The organism is Pseudonocardia sp. Ae150A_Ps1, assembly GCF_001932315.1.
Classification (GTDB): domain Bacteria; phylum Actinomycetota; class Actinomycetes; order Mycobacteriales; family Pseudonocardiaceae; genus Pseudonocardia.
Window position 1 is genome coordinate 2,569,946 of record NZ_MCIJ01000001.1, and the last position, 15,411, is coordinate 2,585,356.

At 73.8% G+C, this 15,411-nt stretch carries 16 protein-coding genes; 5 read left to right on the forward strand and 11 right to left on the reverse strand.

Going from position 1 to position 15,411, the window contains the following annotated elements; translation table 11 throughout:
• Positions 1-11: 11 nt before the first annotated feature.
• Positions 12-446, reverse strand: a complete 435-nt coding sequence (locus Ae150APs1_RS11755) for a hypothetical protein (protein ID WP_139316876.1) — start codon at positions 444-446, stop codon at positions 12-14.
• 160 nt (positions 447-606) lie between these two features.
• On the opposite strand from Ae150APs1_RS11755, the gene Ae150APs1_RS11760 reads away from it, so the two are divergent.
• Complete coding sequence (locus Ae150APs1_RS11760; RefSeq protein ID WP_249266307.1) at positions 607-1,032, forward strand: FBP domain-containing protein; 426 nt, start codon at positions 607-609, stop codon at positions 1,030-1,032.
• Between the two features lie 10 nt (positions 1,033-1,042).
• Here the strand turns inward: Ae150APs1_RS11760 and Ae150APs1_RS11765 are convergent, their stop codons facing one another.
• Both Ae150APs1_RS11765 and guaB read right to left on the reverse strand, forming a co-directional pair.
• Entirely contained in the window at positions 1,043-2,167 is a 1,125-nt protein-coding gene (locus Ae150APs1_RS11765) for a GuaB3 family IMP dehydrogenase-related protein (RefSeq protein ID WP_010233293.1), read from the reverse strand.
• 63 nt (positions 2,168-2,230) lie between these two features.
• Positions 2,231-3,742 (reverse strand): IMP dehydrogenase, encoded by a 1,512-nt coding sequence (guaB, locus tag Ae150APs1_RS11770; RefSeq protein ID WP_010233290.1) that lies wholly within the window; start codon positions 3,740-3,742, stop codon positions 2,231-2,233.
• 123 nt (positions 3,743-3,865) lie between these two features.
• Here guaB and Ae150APs1_RS11775 point away from each other — a divergent pair, with 123 nt between their 5' ends.
• Complete coding sequence (locus tag Ae150APs1_RS11775; protein ID WP_033199942.1) at positions 3,866-4,279, forward strand: DUF5319 domain-containing protein; 414 nt, start codon at positions 3,866-3,868, stop codon at positions 4,277-4,279.
• A gap of 64 nt (positions 4,280-4,343) precedes the next feature.
• On the opposite strand, the gene Ae150APs1_RS11780 is transcribed toward Ae150APs1_RS11775, so the two are convergent.
• The 4 genes from Ae150APs1_RS11780 to Ae150APs1_RS11795 all read right to left on the reverse strand — a co-directional run bounded on the left by Ae150APs1_RS11780 (position 4,344) and on the right by Ae150APs1_RS11795 (position 8,758).
• Positions 4,344-5,519, reverse strand: a complete 1,176-nt coding sequence (locus tag Ae150APs1_RS11780) for an anti-sigma-D factor RsdA (protein WP_075297510.1) — start codon at positions 5,517-5,519, stop codon at positions 4,344-4,346.
• The gene (locus Ae150APs1_RS11785; RefSeq protein ID WP_029239687.1) at positions 5,512-6,087 is read right to left on the reverse strand and encodes a sigma-70 family RNA polymerase sigma factor; all 576 of its coding nucleotides are present in this window, start codon (positions 6,085-6,087) and stop codon (positions 5,512-5,514) included. Before Ae150APs1_RS11785 ends, Ae150APs1_RS11780 begins: the two co-directional genes overlap by 8 nt.
• Positions 6,088-6,919: 832 nt before the next feature.
• Complete coding sequence (locus Ae150APs1_RS11790) at positions 6,920-7,516, reverse strand: response regulator transcription factor (protein ID WP_010225624.1); 597 nt, start codon at positions 7,514-7,516, stop codon at positions 6,920-6,922.
• 405 nt (positions 7,517-7,921) lie between these two features.
• Positions 7,922-8,758 carry a hypothetical protein gene (locus Ae150APs1_RS11795; RefSeq protein WP_075297511.1) on the reverse strand — a complete coding sequence of 279 codons (837 nt, stop codon included), beginning with the start codon at positions 8,756-8,758 and terminating at the stop codon, positions 7,922-7,924.
• An 87-nt stretch (positions 8,759-8,845) separates the two neighbouring features.
• Between Ae150APs1_RS11795 and Ae150APs1_RS11800 the strand changes: the two genes are divergently transcribed.
• Complete coding sequence (locus tag Ae150APs1_RS11800; RefSeq protein WP_050802229.1) at positions 8,846-9,184, forward strand: WhiB family transcriptional regulator; 339 nt, start codon at positions 8,846-8,848, stop codon at positions 9,182-9,184.
• A gap of 99 nt (positions 9,185-9,283) precedes the next feature.
• Here the strand turns inward: Ae150APs1_RS11800 and groL are convergent, their stop codons facing one another.
• A complete protein-coding gene (groL, locus tag Ae150APs1_RS11805) occupies positions 9,284-10,906 on the reverse strand; it encodes a chaperonin GroEL (RefSeq protein WP_075297512.1) in 1,623 nt (540 codons plus the stop codon).
• 114 nt (positions 10,907-11,020) lie between these two features.
• Positions 11,021-11,317, reverse strand: a complete 297-nt coding sequence (groES, locus tag Ae150APs1_RS11810) for a co-chaperone GroES (RefSeq protein WP_197519944.1) — start codon at positions 11,315-11,317, stop codon at positions 11,021-11,023.
• Positions 11,318-11,671: 354 nt separating this feature from the next.
• Here groES and Ae150APs1_RS11815 point away from each other — a divergent pair, with 354 nt between their 5' ends.
• A complete protein-coding gene (locus Ae150APs1_RS11815) occupies positions 11,672-12,583 on the forward strand; it encodes an aldo/keto reductase (protein ID WP_010225613.1) in 912 nt (303 codons plus the stop codon).
• A 65-nt stretch (positions 12,584-12,648) separates the two neighbouring features.
• Here the strand turns inward: Ae150APs1_RS11815 and Ae150APs1_RS33530 are convergent, their stop codons facing one another.
• Positions 12,649-13,332: a PucR family transcriptional regulator gene (locus tag Ae150APs1_RS33530; protein WP_075297514.1), complete on the reverse strand. Its 684-nt coding sequence runs from the start codon at positions 13,330-13,332 to the stop codon at positions 12,649-12,651.
• Positions 13,286-14,047 carry a PucR family transcriptional regulator ligand-binding domain-containing protein gene (locus Ae150APs1_RS11825; protein WP_075297516.1) on the reverse strand — a complete coding sequence of 254 codons (762 nt, stop codon included), beginning with the start codon at positions 14,045-14,047 and terminating at the stop codon, positions 13,286-13,288. Before Ae150APs1_RS11825 ends, Ae150APs1_RS33530 begins: the two co-directional genes overlap by 47 nt.
• 108 nt (positions 14,048-14,155) lie before the next feature.
• Here Ae150APs1_RS11825 and Ae150APs1_RS11830 point away from each other — a divergent pair, with 108 nt between their 5' ends.
• On the forward strand, positions 14,156-15,406 hold the full coding sequence (locus Ae150APs1_RS11830; protein ID WP_212567201.1) for an aspartate aminotransferase family protein: 1,251 nt from the start codon (positions 14,156-14,158) through the stop codon (positions 15,404-15,406).
• The last annotated feature ends 5 nt before the right edge of the window (positions 15,407-15,411 follow it).

Consider the following 15,411-nt stretch of genomic DNA (forward strand, 5'->3'; position numbering starts at 1 on the left):
GCGTCGCGGGATCAGTCCTCGTGCCGGCCGAGGGAGCGGTGGGGTGGGGGCTGGACCGTGCCCAGGAGGGCACGCAGGTCCGCCGCGGTCGCGGCCCGCCGCTCCAGGTCGACGGCCACGACCGGTGCGACCTCCCGCAGCCGCCCGAGCAGAGCCGGGTCGGCGAGATCGTGGGCGCCACCGGCGAGCCCGGTCACGATCGCGTCCGGCCGGAGAGTGGCCACGGCCTGCGGGTCCGGGGCGCGGTCGGTACCGACCTCGTCGACGCCGTCCAGCACGCCGGCGCAGCCGACGACCGTCGCCCCCAGCTCGACCAGCAACGCACCGACGTCCGGGTCGGTCGCCACGACCTGCCGGACCGGACCGCGCAGCGGGACGGGCGTGCCGGTGGCGTCGACGAACGCGCGGCCCCCACCCATGGCGGCCCCTGCGGTGGGTCGGTTCATCCCGCCATCATGCACGGGAGCCGGTCCACGGCGCGATCACCGGCCGGAACCCGGTGGACCGCCCGCCACCGGCACGCCTAACGTCGCCGGACGTGACCAGCCCGAACGAGAACCGGATCCGCCGCGCCCTGACGAACTGCTCGAAGGGCGAGGCAACCGGATGACCCTGCCGGCGTGGGTCCGCGAGCTCGACCCCGACAGCCTCGACGACGTCCACGGCTGGCGTGACCCCAAGGCCCCGGACCGCGGGGTGCTGCTGGTGCCGACGGCGGAGGGCCCTGCGGGCGTCGTCCTGCGGGCCGCCACCGGCACCGCGCGGGCGGCCGCGATGTGCGCGCTCTGCCGGACCACGCACTCGGTCGGCGGGGTCGCGCTCTTCGCGGCGCCCCGCCGGGGCGCGAAGGGACGCCAGGGCGACACGGTCGGCACCTACATCTGCACCGATCTCGCCTGTGCCGAGCACGTCCGGGTCGAGACGGCGACCGCCGTGCTGAAGCCGACGCCCGGCACCACGGTGGACGAGCGCCGGGCCGGCCTGCGGGAGCGGGCGATCGAGTTCGTCGCGGCCGTCACCGCCGAGGGGTAGGCCGACCGGCTCAGGTGCGCAGGTTCAGCCCGACCCGCTGGAACTCCTTGAGGTCGGAGTAGCCGGTCTTCGCCAGCGCGCGGCGCAGGGCGCCGAACAGGTTCGTCGTGCCGTACGGGCTGTCGGTCGGTCCGAACAGCACCTGCTCCAGCGACCGGCCGGACCGGGCGAGGCCGGTGACCTCGGACCGCGGCAGCGACGGGTGTGCCGCCGCCGACGTCCAGTACAGCCCGCCGGCCGGGGACTCGGTGGCCTCGGCGAGCTGCTCGCCGAGCATCACGGCGTCGGCGCCGCAGGCGACCGCGCGGGCGATGTCACCGGACGTGCCGATGCCGCCGTCGGCGATCACGTGGACGTAGCGGCCGCCGGTCTCGTCGAGGTAGTCGCGGCGCGCCGCGGCGGCGTCGACGATCGCCGTCGCCATCGGGACGCCCACGCCGAGCACCTCATCGGTGGTGGTGGCCGTCGACTGCCCGTACCCGACGATGACGCCGGCCGCGCCGGTCCGCATCAGGTGCAGCGCGGTGCGGTAGTCACCCACCCCGCCGGCGACGACCGGCACGTCGAGGTCGGCGATGAAGTCCTTGAGGTTGAGCGGCTCGCCCTCCGAGACGTGCTCGGCCGAGACGATCGTGCCCTGCACGACCAGCACCTCGACGCCCGCGGCGAGCAGCGCCGGGGTGAGCTCGCGGGCCCGCTGCGGGCTGACCCGGGCGGCGACCGTGTGCGAGGCCTCGCGCAGCGGGCGCAGGGCCTCCACGATCAGGTCCTCGCGGATCGGGGCCTGGTGCAGCTCCTGCAGCAGCGCGAGCGCCGAGTCGGGCTCGTCACCGGTGGCCGCCTCGACGACCCGCGCCAGCGCGCCCTCGGCGTCGCCGTGCCGCGCCCACAGGCCCTCGGCGTTCAGCACCGCCAGACCGCCGAGCTCGGCGACCCGCACCGCCGACGCCGGCGACACGACCGCGTCGGTCGGATGGGTCACGAGCGGGATGTCGAAGCGGTAGGCGTCGAGCTGCCAGGAGGTCGACACCACCTTGGAGCTGCGGGTCCGCCGCGACGGCACGATCTCGATCTGGTCGAGGTCATAGGCACGACGGGCCTCCCGGCCCATCCCGATCTCCACGAGGTCACGCACGGGGACACCCTAAGCGGCGCCCTCCCGCGTCCGTGCCGCGGCCTACCCGGTACCGCCGGAGAGTCAGCGGGCGACGTAGTTCGGCGCCTCGACCGTCATCGTGATGTCGTGCGGGTGGCTCTCCTTGAGCCCGGCCGCGGTGATCCGCACCAGCTTCGCCTGCTGCAGCTCCGCGATCGTCTGCGCACCGACGTAGCCCATGCCCGAGCGCAGCCCGCCGCCGAGCTGGTGCACGACCGACGAGAGCGGCCCGCGGAACGGGATCCGGCCCTCGATGCCCTCGGGGACGAGCTTGTCCTCGGACAGCACGTCGTCCTGCGCGTAGCGGTCCTTGGAGTAGCTGCGCCCGGCGGCACCGGCCCGGCCCTGCATGGCACCCAGCGAGCCCATGCCGCGGTAGGTCTTGAACTGCTTGCCGCCGACGAGCACGACCTCGCCCGGGGACTCCGCGGTGCCCGCCAGCAGCGAGCCCAGCATCACCGTCGACGCACCGGAGGCGATCGCCTTGGCGACGTCACCGGAGTACTGGATGCCGCCGTCGCCGATCACCGGCACGCCCGCCGGCGCGCACGCCCGGGTCGCCTCGTAGATCGCGGTGATCTGCGGGGCACCGACCCCGGCCACGACGCGGGTGGTGCAGATGGAGCCCGGCCCGACGCCGACCTTGACCGCGTCGGCGCCCGCCTCGACGAGCGCCTTCGCGCCCTCGTAGGTCGCCACGTTCCCGCCGACGACGTCGACCTGGTCGCCGACCTCGGCGCGCAGCTTCGCGACGGTCTCCAGCACCCGGCGGGAGTGGCCGTGCGCGGTGTCGACCATGAGGACGTCGATGCCGGCGTCGACCAGGGCCATCGACCGCGAGTACGCGTCGTCCCCGACACCGACGGCGGCCGCGACGACCAGGCGGCCGTCCGGGTCCTTGGTGGCGAGCGGGTACTGCTCGGTCTTGTTGAAGTCCTTGATCGTGATCAAGCCGCGCAGCACGTCGTCGCCGTCGACGATCGGGAGCTTCTCCAGCTTGTGCCTGCGGAGCAGCCCGAGCGCCGCCTCCGCCGTCACGCCGACCTTCGCCGTCACCAGCGGGGCGCGGGTCATCACCTCGGAGACCGGGCGGTCGGTGTCGACCTCATACCGCATGTCCCGGTTGGTGATGATGCCGACCAGCCGGCCGCCCTCGTCGGTCACCGGCACGCCGGAGATCCGGAACTTGGCGCACAGCGCGTCGACGTCGGACAGCGTCGCGTCCGGCGCACACGTCACCGGGTCGGTCACCATCCCGGCCTCGGACCGCTTGACCACCTCGACCTGGGCCGCCTGCGCGTCCGGCGCGAGGTTGCGGTGCAGCACCCCGAGCCCGCCCGCGCGGGCCATCGCGATCGCCATCCGGGACTCGGTGACCGTGTCCATCGGGGACGACACGAGCGGCACCTGGACCCGCACGCGGCGGGTCACCTGGCTGGACGTGTCGGCCGAACTGGGAATCACGTCCGACTCGGCAGGGAGCAGCAGGACGTCGTCGAAGGTCAGGCCGATCGTCGCGAACTTGTCCGGCAGGCCGCCGATCTCGCTCGTCATCTCTCCGGAGCTCCCCTTGCAGTCGCGACTACCGCGGCGGTCGCTCGCCGCAGGACGCCATCGTACGTGGACCGTTACGGGGTGGGCCGGGGCCCGACCCCCGACACCGGTACCGTGTACGCCGTGTCACCAGAGGCGCTGCCACCGGACCCGTTCGCCGGAGACCCGGATGACCCTGCGCGCTCCCTGGAGGCGCTGGACGATCACGGTGACGACGCGTGGGCGGACTCCGGTGACCCCGACGGTCCCCCGCTGACCGACACCGACCGCGGTGAGATCCTGGCGGACCTGGCGGATCTCGCGGTCTACCAGGCGCTGCTGTCGAAGCGTGGGGTCCGCGGCATCGTCGTCGACTGCACCGACTGCGGAGAGCAGCACTTCCACGAGTGGAATCTGCTGCGCGCCAGCCTCCAGCAGCTGCTCGACGAGGGCCGGATGCGCCCGCACGAGCCGGCCTTCGACCCGGACCCCGCGCACTACGTGACGTGGGAGTACTGCCGCGGCTACGCCGACGCCACCCTGGCCGAGGACGAGTAGCGCGGACGGAACGACGAGAAGGGCCCCGGAGGACGACGCCTCCGGGGCCCTTCTCGTACGTGCCTCAGTTCGGGGAGCTGCTGACCGCCCCGGTCGAGGTGGACGACGACGGCGTGTCCCGATCGGACTCGGAACGACCGCCCTCGCCGGACGCCGTCGGCGACGTGGACGTCGTGCTCGGGTCGGCCGATCCCTCGGTCGTCGGCGAGGTCTCGGACGGGCTCGGCGACGTCGTCGTGCTCGGCGACGGGCTCCCGGTGCCCGGCCCCTGCAGCACCCGCGGGTCGCTGCTGCCCTCCGGGCTGCTGCTCCCGTCCGGGCTCGTGCTGCCACCCGACGAGCTGCCGCCCGGGTTCGAGGTACCGGACTCCGGCCGCGGCGAGACGGGCTGCTGCGGCTCCGGACGCCCCTCCGACGACGGCGGCGCCGGGGTGCCGTCGCGCAGCGGTGCCCGCGGGTCGGTCGGGACACCGGCCGGGGACTCCGCCACCTTCTGCGTCAGGAAACGGTTCTGCTGCTCGAAGTCGTCACGCTGCTCGGGATCGGTCCGGTCGAGGAGCGGGCCGAGCGCGGCGAGATCCTGCTGCGCACCGACGGTGTCGCCGGAGGCGAGCTTCGCGTTCACACGCTCGATGCCCGTCCGCAGGTCGGTCGCGGCCTGGACCTGCTCGGCACGCTCGCTGTAGAGCACCCTGCTGACACCCCAGAGCGCGTCGCCCGGCTGGGCCTCGTGCGCACCGATCGAGACGACGGCGAGGGCGCAGGCGGCCACCGCAGCGGCCGCGACCAGCGGGCGCAGGAAGGACACCTTCCGCGACGGCTTCGCCGGCTGCAGCATCTCGACTGCCTCGTCGGTCCCGACGAGTTCGGGGACCGGCTCGCGGTCGACGTCGTCCTTCCAGGTGGAGAGCAGCGCGACCAGACGGTCGTCGACGTCGTAGCCGCGGTTGCCCGGTCCGGACACGCCCAGGCCGGACGACAAGGCGTTGATCAGCTCGTCGTCGGCCTGCAGCTCGACCAGGTCGACCGGGCCCTCGTCGTCGAGCTCCGGCTGGTCGGCGAACGGCCGGCCGACCGGCTGCCCGCCCCGGTGGCCGTTCTGGCCCGACGGGGGACGGCCACCCTGGGGACCGGGCCGCGGCTCGCCGAAGCGGCCGCGGGTGACCGGTGCGGGCGGGCGCTCCTGCCCGTCGCCCGGCCGTGGGGGTCGGCCCGGGCCGTACGGATCCTGGTCACGCATCCCGGACCACCTCCTCACTCATGATCTTCCGCAGCCGGGACAGCGCCCGGTGCTGTGCCACCCGGACGGCGCCCGGTGTGGAGCCGACGGCTGCCGCGGTCTCCTCCGCGGACAACCCCACGACCACCCGCAACACGATGATCTCCCGATGCTTCTCCGGGAGGACCTCCAGCAGCCTGGACATCTCCTCGGACAGTTCGACCTGAAGGGCCCGGGTCTCCGGGCCGTCGGACGTCTCCATCCGTTCCGGCACGTCGGCGACGGGCTCGGAGCGGTTGCGGGACGCCGCCCGGTGCGCGTCGATCACCTTGTGCGACGCGATGCCGTAGACGAACGCGAGGAACGGGCGGCCCTGCACCCGGTACCCCGGCAACGCCGTGAGCACGGCTACACACACCTCCTGGGCGACGTCGTCCGCCGAGACGGATCCTCTGTCGGTCCCCAGTCGTGCCCGGCAGTAGCGCACGACGAGGGGCCGAATCATGGTGAGAACGCGCTCGACCGCGGATCGATCGCCGGCCATCGCCGCTTCGATCCACTCGTCGGGAACGTCTCTTGATTCACTCATCGTGGGGAACCGTCCAGGTGTTACGAGACTGCTTCGGCGTCATCCGATCGTGGAGGCAACCCGCGTTCCGGCAGGTGGGACCACGGAGGGTCCACCGTATCCGAGCGCCGTACGCCCGTGGGAGCTGCTCCATGCAGAGTCAGACGATCGTGCGGAGTGTCGGGTTGCGTGACGCCTCGGGTGCACGCGGTCACCAGGCGGGCACGGTCGGCGAGCGGTACACGCGGCACCGTCGGGCGCTGTGGCCGGACGGGAAGAAGATCATCCCTGGTGGGCGGCCGGTCGTGGACCGCCCGGCGCGGGCGGCATCCGCTCCGGCGACGTTCACAGCACCGGCACACGACGCCCGTGTAACGAACGTGACGTGAGTGACGAAAGGGACCACAGGGACGTGAGGTGACTGTTCCCGGTTCGACGGCGACCGCTCGTCGCCCGGGCTCCGACCCGGGGCCGGGACGACAGGCACGGGCACGGGACGGGTCGTGTGGTAGGAGGGGCGTCCGGGACGACGCCGGGCGCGGGCTGGGCCGCCGGGGCGCGGCGGCAGCGATGCCCCACGACCGGCGGGGTGCGACCCGGCCGGCGGGAGCGGGGCTCGGCGATGGCGTCCGGCGGAGGTCGCGGGTCCAGTCGCGGGGAGCACGACCGGTGCCGGACGACCGTCCGGAGCCGGGGTGGCGCGCGTGGCGGCACGCCGGAGCCGTCGTGGGCGGGACCGCGGGGGTCGGTCCGGCCCGTGGGTCCCGTGACCGGCCCTCGCGGGCGGCACGGGGTGCGAGTCACGCCGGGTTCGGGGATCCGGCGCGGTACGCGGGGTGCGGCAGGTCGTCCGTCAGGAGACGAGACCGCGCCGGAACCCGTGCGCGACGGCCTGCGCGCGGTCCCGGACACCCAGCTTGCGGAACAGCCGCCGGGCGTGGGTCTTGACCGTGTCCTCGGACAGGTAGAGCTCGCGGCCGATCTGGCCGTTGCTCTTGCCCTGGCTCATCCCGCGCAGCACCTGCAGCTCACGCTCGGTGAGCTGGACGCCCGGGTCGGTGGGGACCCGCGGGGTGGGCACCGACGTGCTGGCCAGCGTGTGCGCCAGCGCGGCGACCAGCTCGGGCCGCGAGGCGTCCCAGCGCAGGTAGCCACGGGCACCGCCGGCGATCGCGGCGGCGATGCTGCCCGCGTCGTCCGGAGCACCGAAGACGATGACGTTGGCCTGGGGGTGCGCGGCGACCAGGCGCCGGGTGGCCTCCACACCGGTGGGCACCGCACGCTGGGTCCCGACCAGGACGACGTCGACGGACTGGCGGGCGTAGCGGGCGAGGAGTTCGTCCCCGTGGGCCACGCAGTCGATGCGCTGGACCCCGGGGACCGCGGACATGACGCGGGTCAGACCCTCGCGGACGCTGCGACGATCGTCGCAGATGAGTACCGTCGTCACGACGATTCCTTCCTGCAGCTTCCTGCAGCCGGGTGATGCTCACCCTCCGAATCGGCGGGTGACCCTCTCACCTTGACACGGTCGGGGCGATTTTGTGGCCTCCGTTCGGAACTCCGGCCCACCTGCCTCAGCGTCATGTGGGTGAAGGGTCGCCGAATGGAGTAGTCCGTACGGTACATCCTCCGGTCCGGGGATCCAGCACTACTCCCGCAGCAGTTCCCGGCCGGGACCGTCACTTCGCGTATAGAGGACGCTCACCGTGTGCAATGCCGCATGTCGGCGACCCTCCGCACCCGCTCGGCGACTGCGCGTATCGAAACGTGACTCTCCGGCGTGTCGCGGTGCGGCGTCCGATGCACCCGCCCGGTTGTTCATCCCCTGTTCAGCCGTACCGTGACCGCTTCGTCACAGGACCTCGCCGTCATCCGGGTCGACGACCGCTCCGACCCTCTCCGGCGGGTGGCGGTCGGCGAGGTCCGCCGCGGCCAGCAGTGCCGGCCGGTGCAACGGCACCATCCCGGTCGCCAGCGCGTCCGCCGCGACCGCGTCCAGCTCGGCGAGCACCGCCGACGGGTGCTCGCCCGCCACCCCGGCAGCGACCGCCCGCACCAGCCGGCTCTTCAGGACGTGCCGGTCGGAACCGAGCGTCCGGGCACCGGCCAGTGCCCGGTCCGCCGCGACCAGTGCGGCGTCCGCGTCGCCGGCGACCAGCGCGGTCTCGGCGCTCACCCAGTCGTGCCGGACCCGGGTGCGGGACCCTGCCGCGCCACACCACGGGCCGGCCCGGTCCAGCAGGACGGCGGCGCGGGCGGCGTCGAACCGGCCCAGTGCGTCCGCGGCCAGGCCGGTGAGCGCGTCCGCCACGGCGGCACCAGCGCCCGTCCCCCAGGGGTCGTCCGGTCCGCCAGGACACCCGAGGCCCCGCGCGAGACGTGCCGCCCGGCCGTCCAGCGGGATGGCGGCCGCGTGCCCGCCCAGCTGCCGCAGGTGCGACGCCCTCGTCACCAGCGCGTGCGCCCGCAGGCCGGGATCCACGGCCGGGTCCCGCCGAAGAGCCTCCAGGACACCCGCCGCGCGGGCGTAGTGACCGACGCCACCCAGCGCGACGGCAGCAGCCCAGCGGGTGATCGCGGACGGCGACCGGGCCGCCCGGCCGGCATCGTGGCTCGTCGCCGCCCCGCCGAGCAGCCGGATCACGGCGCGTGGCGGGGACGCCACCGGATCCGGGGACCGGACGTGCACGATCGTTCTCCTCCCAACAGGTTTGCACCCGTCGAACCCCGGGAATCTTCACCATGTCAAGCCCGAGGTCGAAGGCAGGTGACAAACATGGCGGACATCCGGAGGCTTCCCGGCCCGGTCGCCGACATCTACGACTGGCAGAGGGAGGGGGCCTGCCGGGGGATGGACAGCGCGTTCTTCTTCCATCCCGAAGGTGAGCGTGGTCCCGCACGGGCACGCCGCGAGAACCGCGCCAAGCAGGTGTGCAACGACTGCCCGGTCCTCGCGCAGTGCCGCGAGCACGCCCTCAACGTGCACGAGCCGTACGGCATCTGGGGCGGCCTGTCCGAGTCCGAGCGGGACGCGATCATCCGCGGTCCGCGCCGCACGCTCAAGGTCGCCGCCGAGGCGACCGCCCAGCCGGTGGAGAAGCTCGGCGCCGTCTGAGAGGCCCGGCACCACCGGATCCTCTACTCCCTGCCCCGCGACACACGAAAGGCGGGCGACCATCGGTCGCCCGCCTTTCGTCGTGCGTAGGCTTGGAACTCAGTGCCCGTGCCCGTGGCCGTGGCCGCCGGCGGACGGAGCAGGCTCCTCCTCCGGCTTGTCCACCACGGCGCTCTCGGTGGTCAGCACCATGCGCGCGATGGAGGCCGCGTTCTCGACGGCCGACCGGGTCACCTTGACCGGGTCGATGACGCCGTCGGCGACCAGGTCGCCGTAGGTCTTGGTGGCCGAGTTGTACCCGGTCCCCCAGCCCTTCTCGGCGACGCGGGACACCACGATGGAGCCCTCGTCCCCGCCGTTCTCCGCGATCCAGTAGAGCGGGGAGGACAGCGCCTTGCGGACGATCGCGACACCGGTCGCGGCGTCGCCGGTGAGGCCGAGGCCGCCGTCGAGCTCGGCTGCGGCGTGCACGAGCGCGGACCCGCCACCGGGGACGATGCCCTCCTCGACCGCGGCCCGGGTGGCCGACACCGCGTCCTCGATGCGGTGCTTGCGCTCCTTGAGCGCGGTCTCGGTGGCCGCACCGGCCCGGATGACCGCGACACCACCGGAGAGCTTGGCCAGGCGCTCCTGGAGCTTCTCCTTGTCCCAGTCCGAGTCGGACGCCTCGATCTCGCGCTTGAGCTGCGCGACGCGGCCCTCGACGTCGGCCTTGTCACCGCCGCCCTCGACGATCGTGGTGTTGTCCTTGGTGACGACGACGCGCCGGGCCTTGCCCAGCAGGTCCAGCCCGGCCTCGTTGAGCTTGAGGCCGACCTCCGGGTTGATGACCCGGCCGCCGGTGGCGATCGCGAGGTCGTCCATGAACGCCTTGCGGCGGTCACCGAAGAACGGCGACTTGACCGCGGCGACCTTGACGGTCTTGCGGATCGAGTTGACGACCAGGGTGGACAGCGCCTCGCCCTCGACGTCCTCCGCCATGATCAGCAGGGGCTTGCCCTCGCCGAGCACCTTCTCCAGCAGCGGGAGCAGGTCCTGGATGGAGCTGATCTTGTCGCGGTGCAGCAGGATGTAGGCGTCCTCGAGCACCGCCTCCATCGACTCGGAGTCGGTGACGAAGTACGGCGACAGGTAGCCCTTGTCGAACTGCAGGCCCTCGGTGATCTCCAGCTCGGTGGCGAGCGTGGAGCCCTCCTCGACGGTGATCACGCCGTCGTTGCCGACGGTCTGGATCGCCTGGGCGATCAGGTCGCCGATCTCCTGCTCGCGCGAGGCGATGGCGCCGACCTGCGCGATGTGGCTCCCGGCGTCGACCGGGGTGGCCTTGGCCAGCAGCACGTCGGAGATCTTCTGCGCGGCCGCGGCGATGCCCTCGCCGAGCGCGGACGGCGCGGCGCCGGCGGCCACGTTGCGCAGGCCCTCCTTGACCAGGGCCTGGGCCAGCACGGTGGCGGTGGTGGTGCCGTCGCCCGCGACGTCGTTGGTCTTGGTCGCGACGGTCTTCGCCAGCTGGGCGCCGAGGTTCTCGTACGGGTCCTCGAGGTCGACCTCGCGGGCGATCGTGACGCCGTCGTTGGTGACGGTCGGGCCGCCGAACTTCTTGTCGATGACGACGTGCCGGCCGCGCGGGCCGAGGGTCACCTTCACCGCGTCGGCGAGCTGGTTCACGCCGCGCTCGAGCGCGCGGCGGGTGTCCTCGTCGAAGCTGATCTGCTTCGCCATGTCTGTTGTCTCAGCCTCTCGTCATGGGCTAGCGGGGGTACAGACACGACCGCCCCGGCCGGACCACCGTCCGGTGGGCCGCCCGGGGCGGTTCGCGTCACGCGAGTTCCGGCGTCAGTTGACGACGGCCAGCACGTCGCGGGCGGAGAGGATCAGGTACTCCTCGCCGTTGTACTTGACCTCGGTGCCGCCGTACTTCGAGTAGATGACGACGTCGCCGACCGCCACGTCGAGCGGGACGCGGTTCCCGTTGTCGTCGACCCGGCCCGGGCCCACGGCCAGGACCTTGCCCTCCTGGGGCTTCTCCTTGGCGGTGTCCGGGATGACGATGCCGGAGGCGGTGGTGGTCTCCGCCTCGCTGGCCTGGACGACGATCTTGTCCTCGAGCGGCTTGATGTTCGCCACGACGATGACCTCCCCTTCCTGGGGTGAATCCGGTAAGATGGTTCTGTCCGGTGTCAGCAGCGCACACGTGGCGACCTCCCGCCCCGCCGTCGCGGGTGCCGGGGCGACCGGTCTCCGTCGCGCGCATTGGCACTCTACTCACGAGAGTGCCAGAAGCGTGGCGGGGGCTCAACCGGTTCGTTCACCCGCGTGGGGGACGCTCGCGTACCGGCCGGTCGGAGATCACGGCGGGCGGCCGGTCCGGCGTCGTTGCTCGTCACGCCGGTGCCGTGGCCCGGGCACACGGCGGTTACCCGCGCGGCGGCCGCCGCAACCGTCCGGCGGTCCACCGCGCCGCGGTGCCCGGTAGCGTCGCCGACCGTGGCTGACCTGGTACTCGGTGCGAACGTCGTCGGCTGGACCGCGGACAGGGACACCTCGTTCGCGGTGCTCGACGCGTTCGTCGCCGCCGGCGGGACGCGGATCGACACGGCGGACTCCTACACGTGGCGCGCGCCCGGCAACTCCGGCGGCGAGTCGGAGACGATCCTCGGCGAGTGGATGGCGGCCCGGGGCAACCGGGACACGCTGCACCTCGCCACGAAGGTGGGCTCGTGGCCCGAGCGGCCGGGCCTCGGCGGCGCGAACGTCGCCGCGGCGGCACGGGACTCGCTGCGGCGCCTGGGCACCGACCGGATCGACCTCTACTACGCCCACCGCGACGACCCGGACACGGCGCAGGAGGAGACGCTCGACGCGTTCGACGCCCTCGTCCGCGAGGGGCTGGTCCGCGAGATCGGTGCGTCCAACTTCTCCGCCGAGCGGCTCCGCTCGGCCCTGGAGATCTCCGAGCGCGACGGGCTGGCCGCGTTCACCGCGGTCCAGCCGCACTACAACCTCATGGAGCGCGACGACGTCGAGGCCGCGCTCGTGCCGCTCGCGGAGTCGGCCGGCCTGGCCCTTTACCCGTACTACGGGCTCGCGAAGGGGTTCCTCACCGGCAAGTACCGGCCCGACTCCCCCGCCCCGGAGGGCCCGCGCAGCGAGGGGGCGTCCGCCTACCTCGACTCCCGTGGCCGGGCCGTGCTGGCCGGGCTCGACGAGATCGCGGCGGGCCACGAGGTCCCGGTCCCGGCGGTCGCGCTGGCCTGGCTCGCGGCCCAGCCGTCGGTGACCGCGCCGATCGCCAGTGCCCGCACCCCGGAGCAGCTCGCCCAGCTGCTCCCGATGCGGACCCTGGAGCTGACCCACGACGAACTGCGCCTGCTCTCGTACCTGTCCGCGACGAGCTGACCCGTGTGATCACGGATCCGGTGCGGATCCGGCCGTATGTGGCCGTCTCCCTTCCGGATCCGTGATCACCGTTCGGTGAGCAGCGCCAGGTACACCGCGGCCGTCACCGCCGGGTCCCGCAGGTCCCCGACCAGTGCCCGGATCCGGCCGAGGCGGTGCCGGACGCTGTTCTCGTGGACGTGCAGGGCGCGCGCGGTGGCGGGGACGTCCTGACGGTGTGCCAGCCAGGTCCGCACGGTGGCGCGCAGGGCGGCGTCGAGCGGGGTCAGGACGTCCCGGGTCAGCTCGGCCACCCGGTCCGCACCGATCTCCAGCACCATCCGGTCCAGCACCGGGAGGTCCTCGGCCCGCACCGGCCCGGCACCGGTGAGCGCGCAGCGCCGTGCGGCGAGGCGGGCGTCGCGGTGGGCGGGCGCGACCTCGGCTCCGGGCGGGACGGTCGCCGTCCCCGCCGCGGTGAGTTCCGGCGGCACCTCGGTGACCAGCGCGACCAGCTCACCGTCGATCTCGGCGAGCAGGTACGGGGCGCGGGCGTCGTCCAGGACACGCTCCGCACCGGCCGCCGTGGCCGACGGCGGGAGCACGACGACGGTCCGCCCACCACCGGGGCCCGGCCCCGGGCCGGCGTGCTCGCCGTCCCCGCCGGACAGGAGGGCGTGCAGCGCCGCCGCCCGGTCCGCGCGGCGGCGGGCCGTGTCGTCGTCATCGGCGGCGGTCAGCCCGGCCAGCAGCCGCGCCACCAGCGCCACCGCCCGCACGATCAGTGGTACCGGCACCGACCCCCGGGAAACGCCCGCGACCAGCCACGCCCGGACCCGGCCGGACGGCCGCGGCGAACAGGCCGTCGGCGTCCACGACCTCGACCGGCGGCCCGGTGGCGGGCAGCGCCCGGAAGCGCGTCCAGCGCTCGCGGGCGCCGTCCGGAGCGGAACCGGGATCGGCGGCCAGGACCGAGCCGTCCGGGCGGTGCAGCGCGACCCCGCACCGCAGCACCCGGGCGAGCCCGTGCACCAGGGTCTCGGCCGGGTCGGGGCCACCGAGCAGGGCGGTGAGCGTGTCGGTGATCGCCGCGGCCCGCCGGAAGGCGTCGAGGTCCCGGTCCAGGACGGCGGTGTCCACCGCGCGGACGATCTCCCGGAACGGTGTCGCCTCCGGCACCGCGAACAGGGGCAGCTCGCGGCGCCGGGCCTCCGTCACGAGCTCGTCCGGGACGTCGTCGTGCACCATGCCGACGCCGAACCCGAGGCCGGCCACCCCGCCGCCGGCGAGCTCGGCGACCAGCTCACGGCACTCGGCGCCGGAGGTCAGCCGCAGTCCGGTCGTCAGCAGCACCCAGCCGGGCGGCACCCAGCGCGTCGGCTGCGGGATCTCGACGACGTGCGCGCCGTGCACGGGGACGCGACGCCCCGGGACGACGGGCACGAGCCCCAGCTCACCGCGGTCGAGCAGGTCGTCCAGGTCCACCGGTTGTGGATAGCACAACAGAGTTGTCCACAGTTGTGGATTCCACCGGTCGCGTGCCCGGTGCGGCGGCCTAGCGTGGACCCCACCGCCCCGACGAGGAGGCCGACTTTGTCCGCGTTCTGGCACCCGTTCGCCGCCATGCACTCCGTCCGCGACGCCAAGGTGACGATCACCCGCGGCGACGACGTCTGGGTCCACGACGACGCGGGGAACCGCTACCTCGACGGCACCGCGAGCCTCTGGTACGCCAACGTCGGACACGGCCGCCGCGAGATCGTGGACGCCGTCACCGAGCAGCTCGGGCGGCTGGAAGCGTACTCCACCTTCACCGACTTCTCCAACGAGCCCGCCGAGCGGCTCGCCGACGAGATCGCCGCCCGCGCCCCGCTCGACGGCGGCAAGGTGTTCTTCACCAGTGGCGGCGGCGACTCCATCGAGACCGCGGCGAAGCTGGCCCGCGAGTACTTCGCGGCCGTCGGGGAGCCGGAACGCACGGTGCTGCTGCACCGCGAGCACAGCTACCACGGCACGCACGGCCTGGGCACCGCACTGGCCGGGATCCCGGGGAACCGGACCGGTGGGCCCTTCGTGCCGGACGTCGTCCGGACCCCGTGGGACGACGCCGCCGGGCTGGAGAAGACGATCGTCGACCTCGGCCCGGAGCGGGTCGCGGCCTTCTTCTGCGAGCCGGTGATCGGCGCGGGCGGCGTGCTGCCGCCGCCGGAGGGCTACGTGGAGGCGGCCGCCGAGATCTGCCGCCGGCACGGCGTGCTGTTCGTCGCCGACGCCGTGATCTGCGGGTTCGGCAGGCTCGGCGACTGGTTCGGCGTCGAGCGGTTCGGGGTGCGCCCGGACATCGCGGTCTTCGCGAAGGGCGTCACGTCCGGCTACCAGCCGCTGGGCGGGCTCGTCGCCTCCGAGCGGATCGCCGCCCCGTTCTGGGACGAGCCCGGCCGGGTGTTCCGGCACGGCCAGACCTACGCGGGTCATCCCGCGGCGTGCGCGGCCGGGTCGGCGACGATCGCGCTGCTGGAGCGGGACGGCCTGCTGGCCCGGGCCGACGCCCTGGAGCCGCAGCTGCTGGAACGCCTGCAGGGACTCACCGACCACCCGCTGGTCGACCATGCCCGCGGCGGCGTCGGCGTGCTCGGCGGGCTCGGCTTCGACCCGGAGCGGCTGGCCGGTGCGCCGGACCTGCCCCAGCGGGTGTTCCGCGCGACCCGGGAGCGGGGCGTGCTGATCCGCCCGATGGTGTCGGCGCTGGGGTTCTCGCCGCCGCTCACCGCGACCCCGGAACACCTGGACCTGCTGGCCGAGGCCACCCGGGTCGGGCTGGACGCGGTGGCGGCCGGGCTCTGACCGCG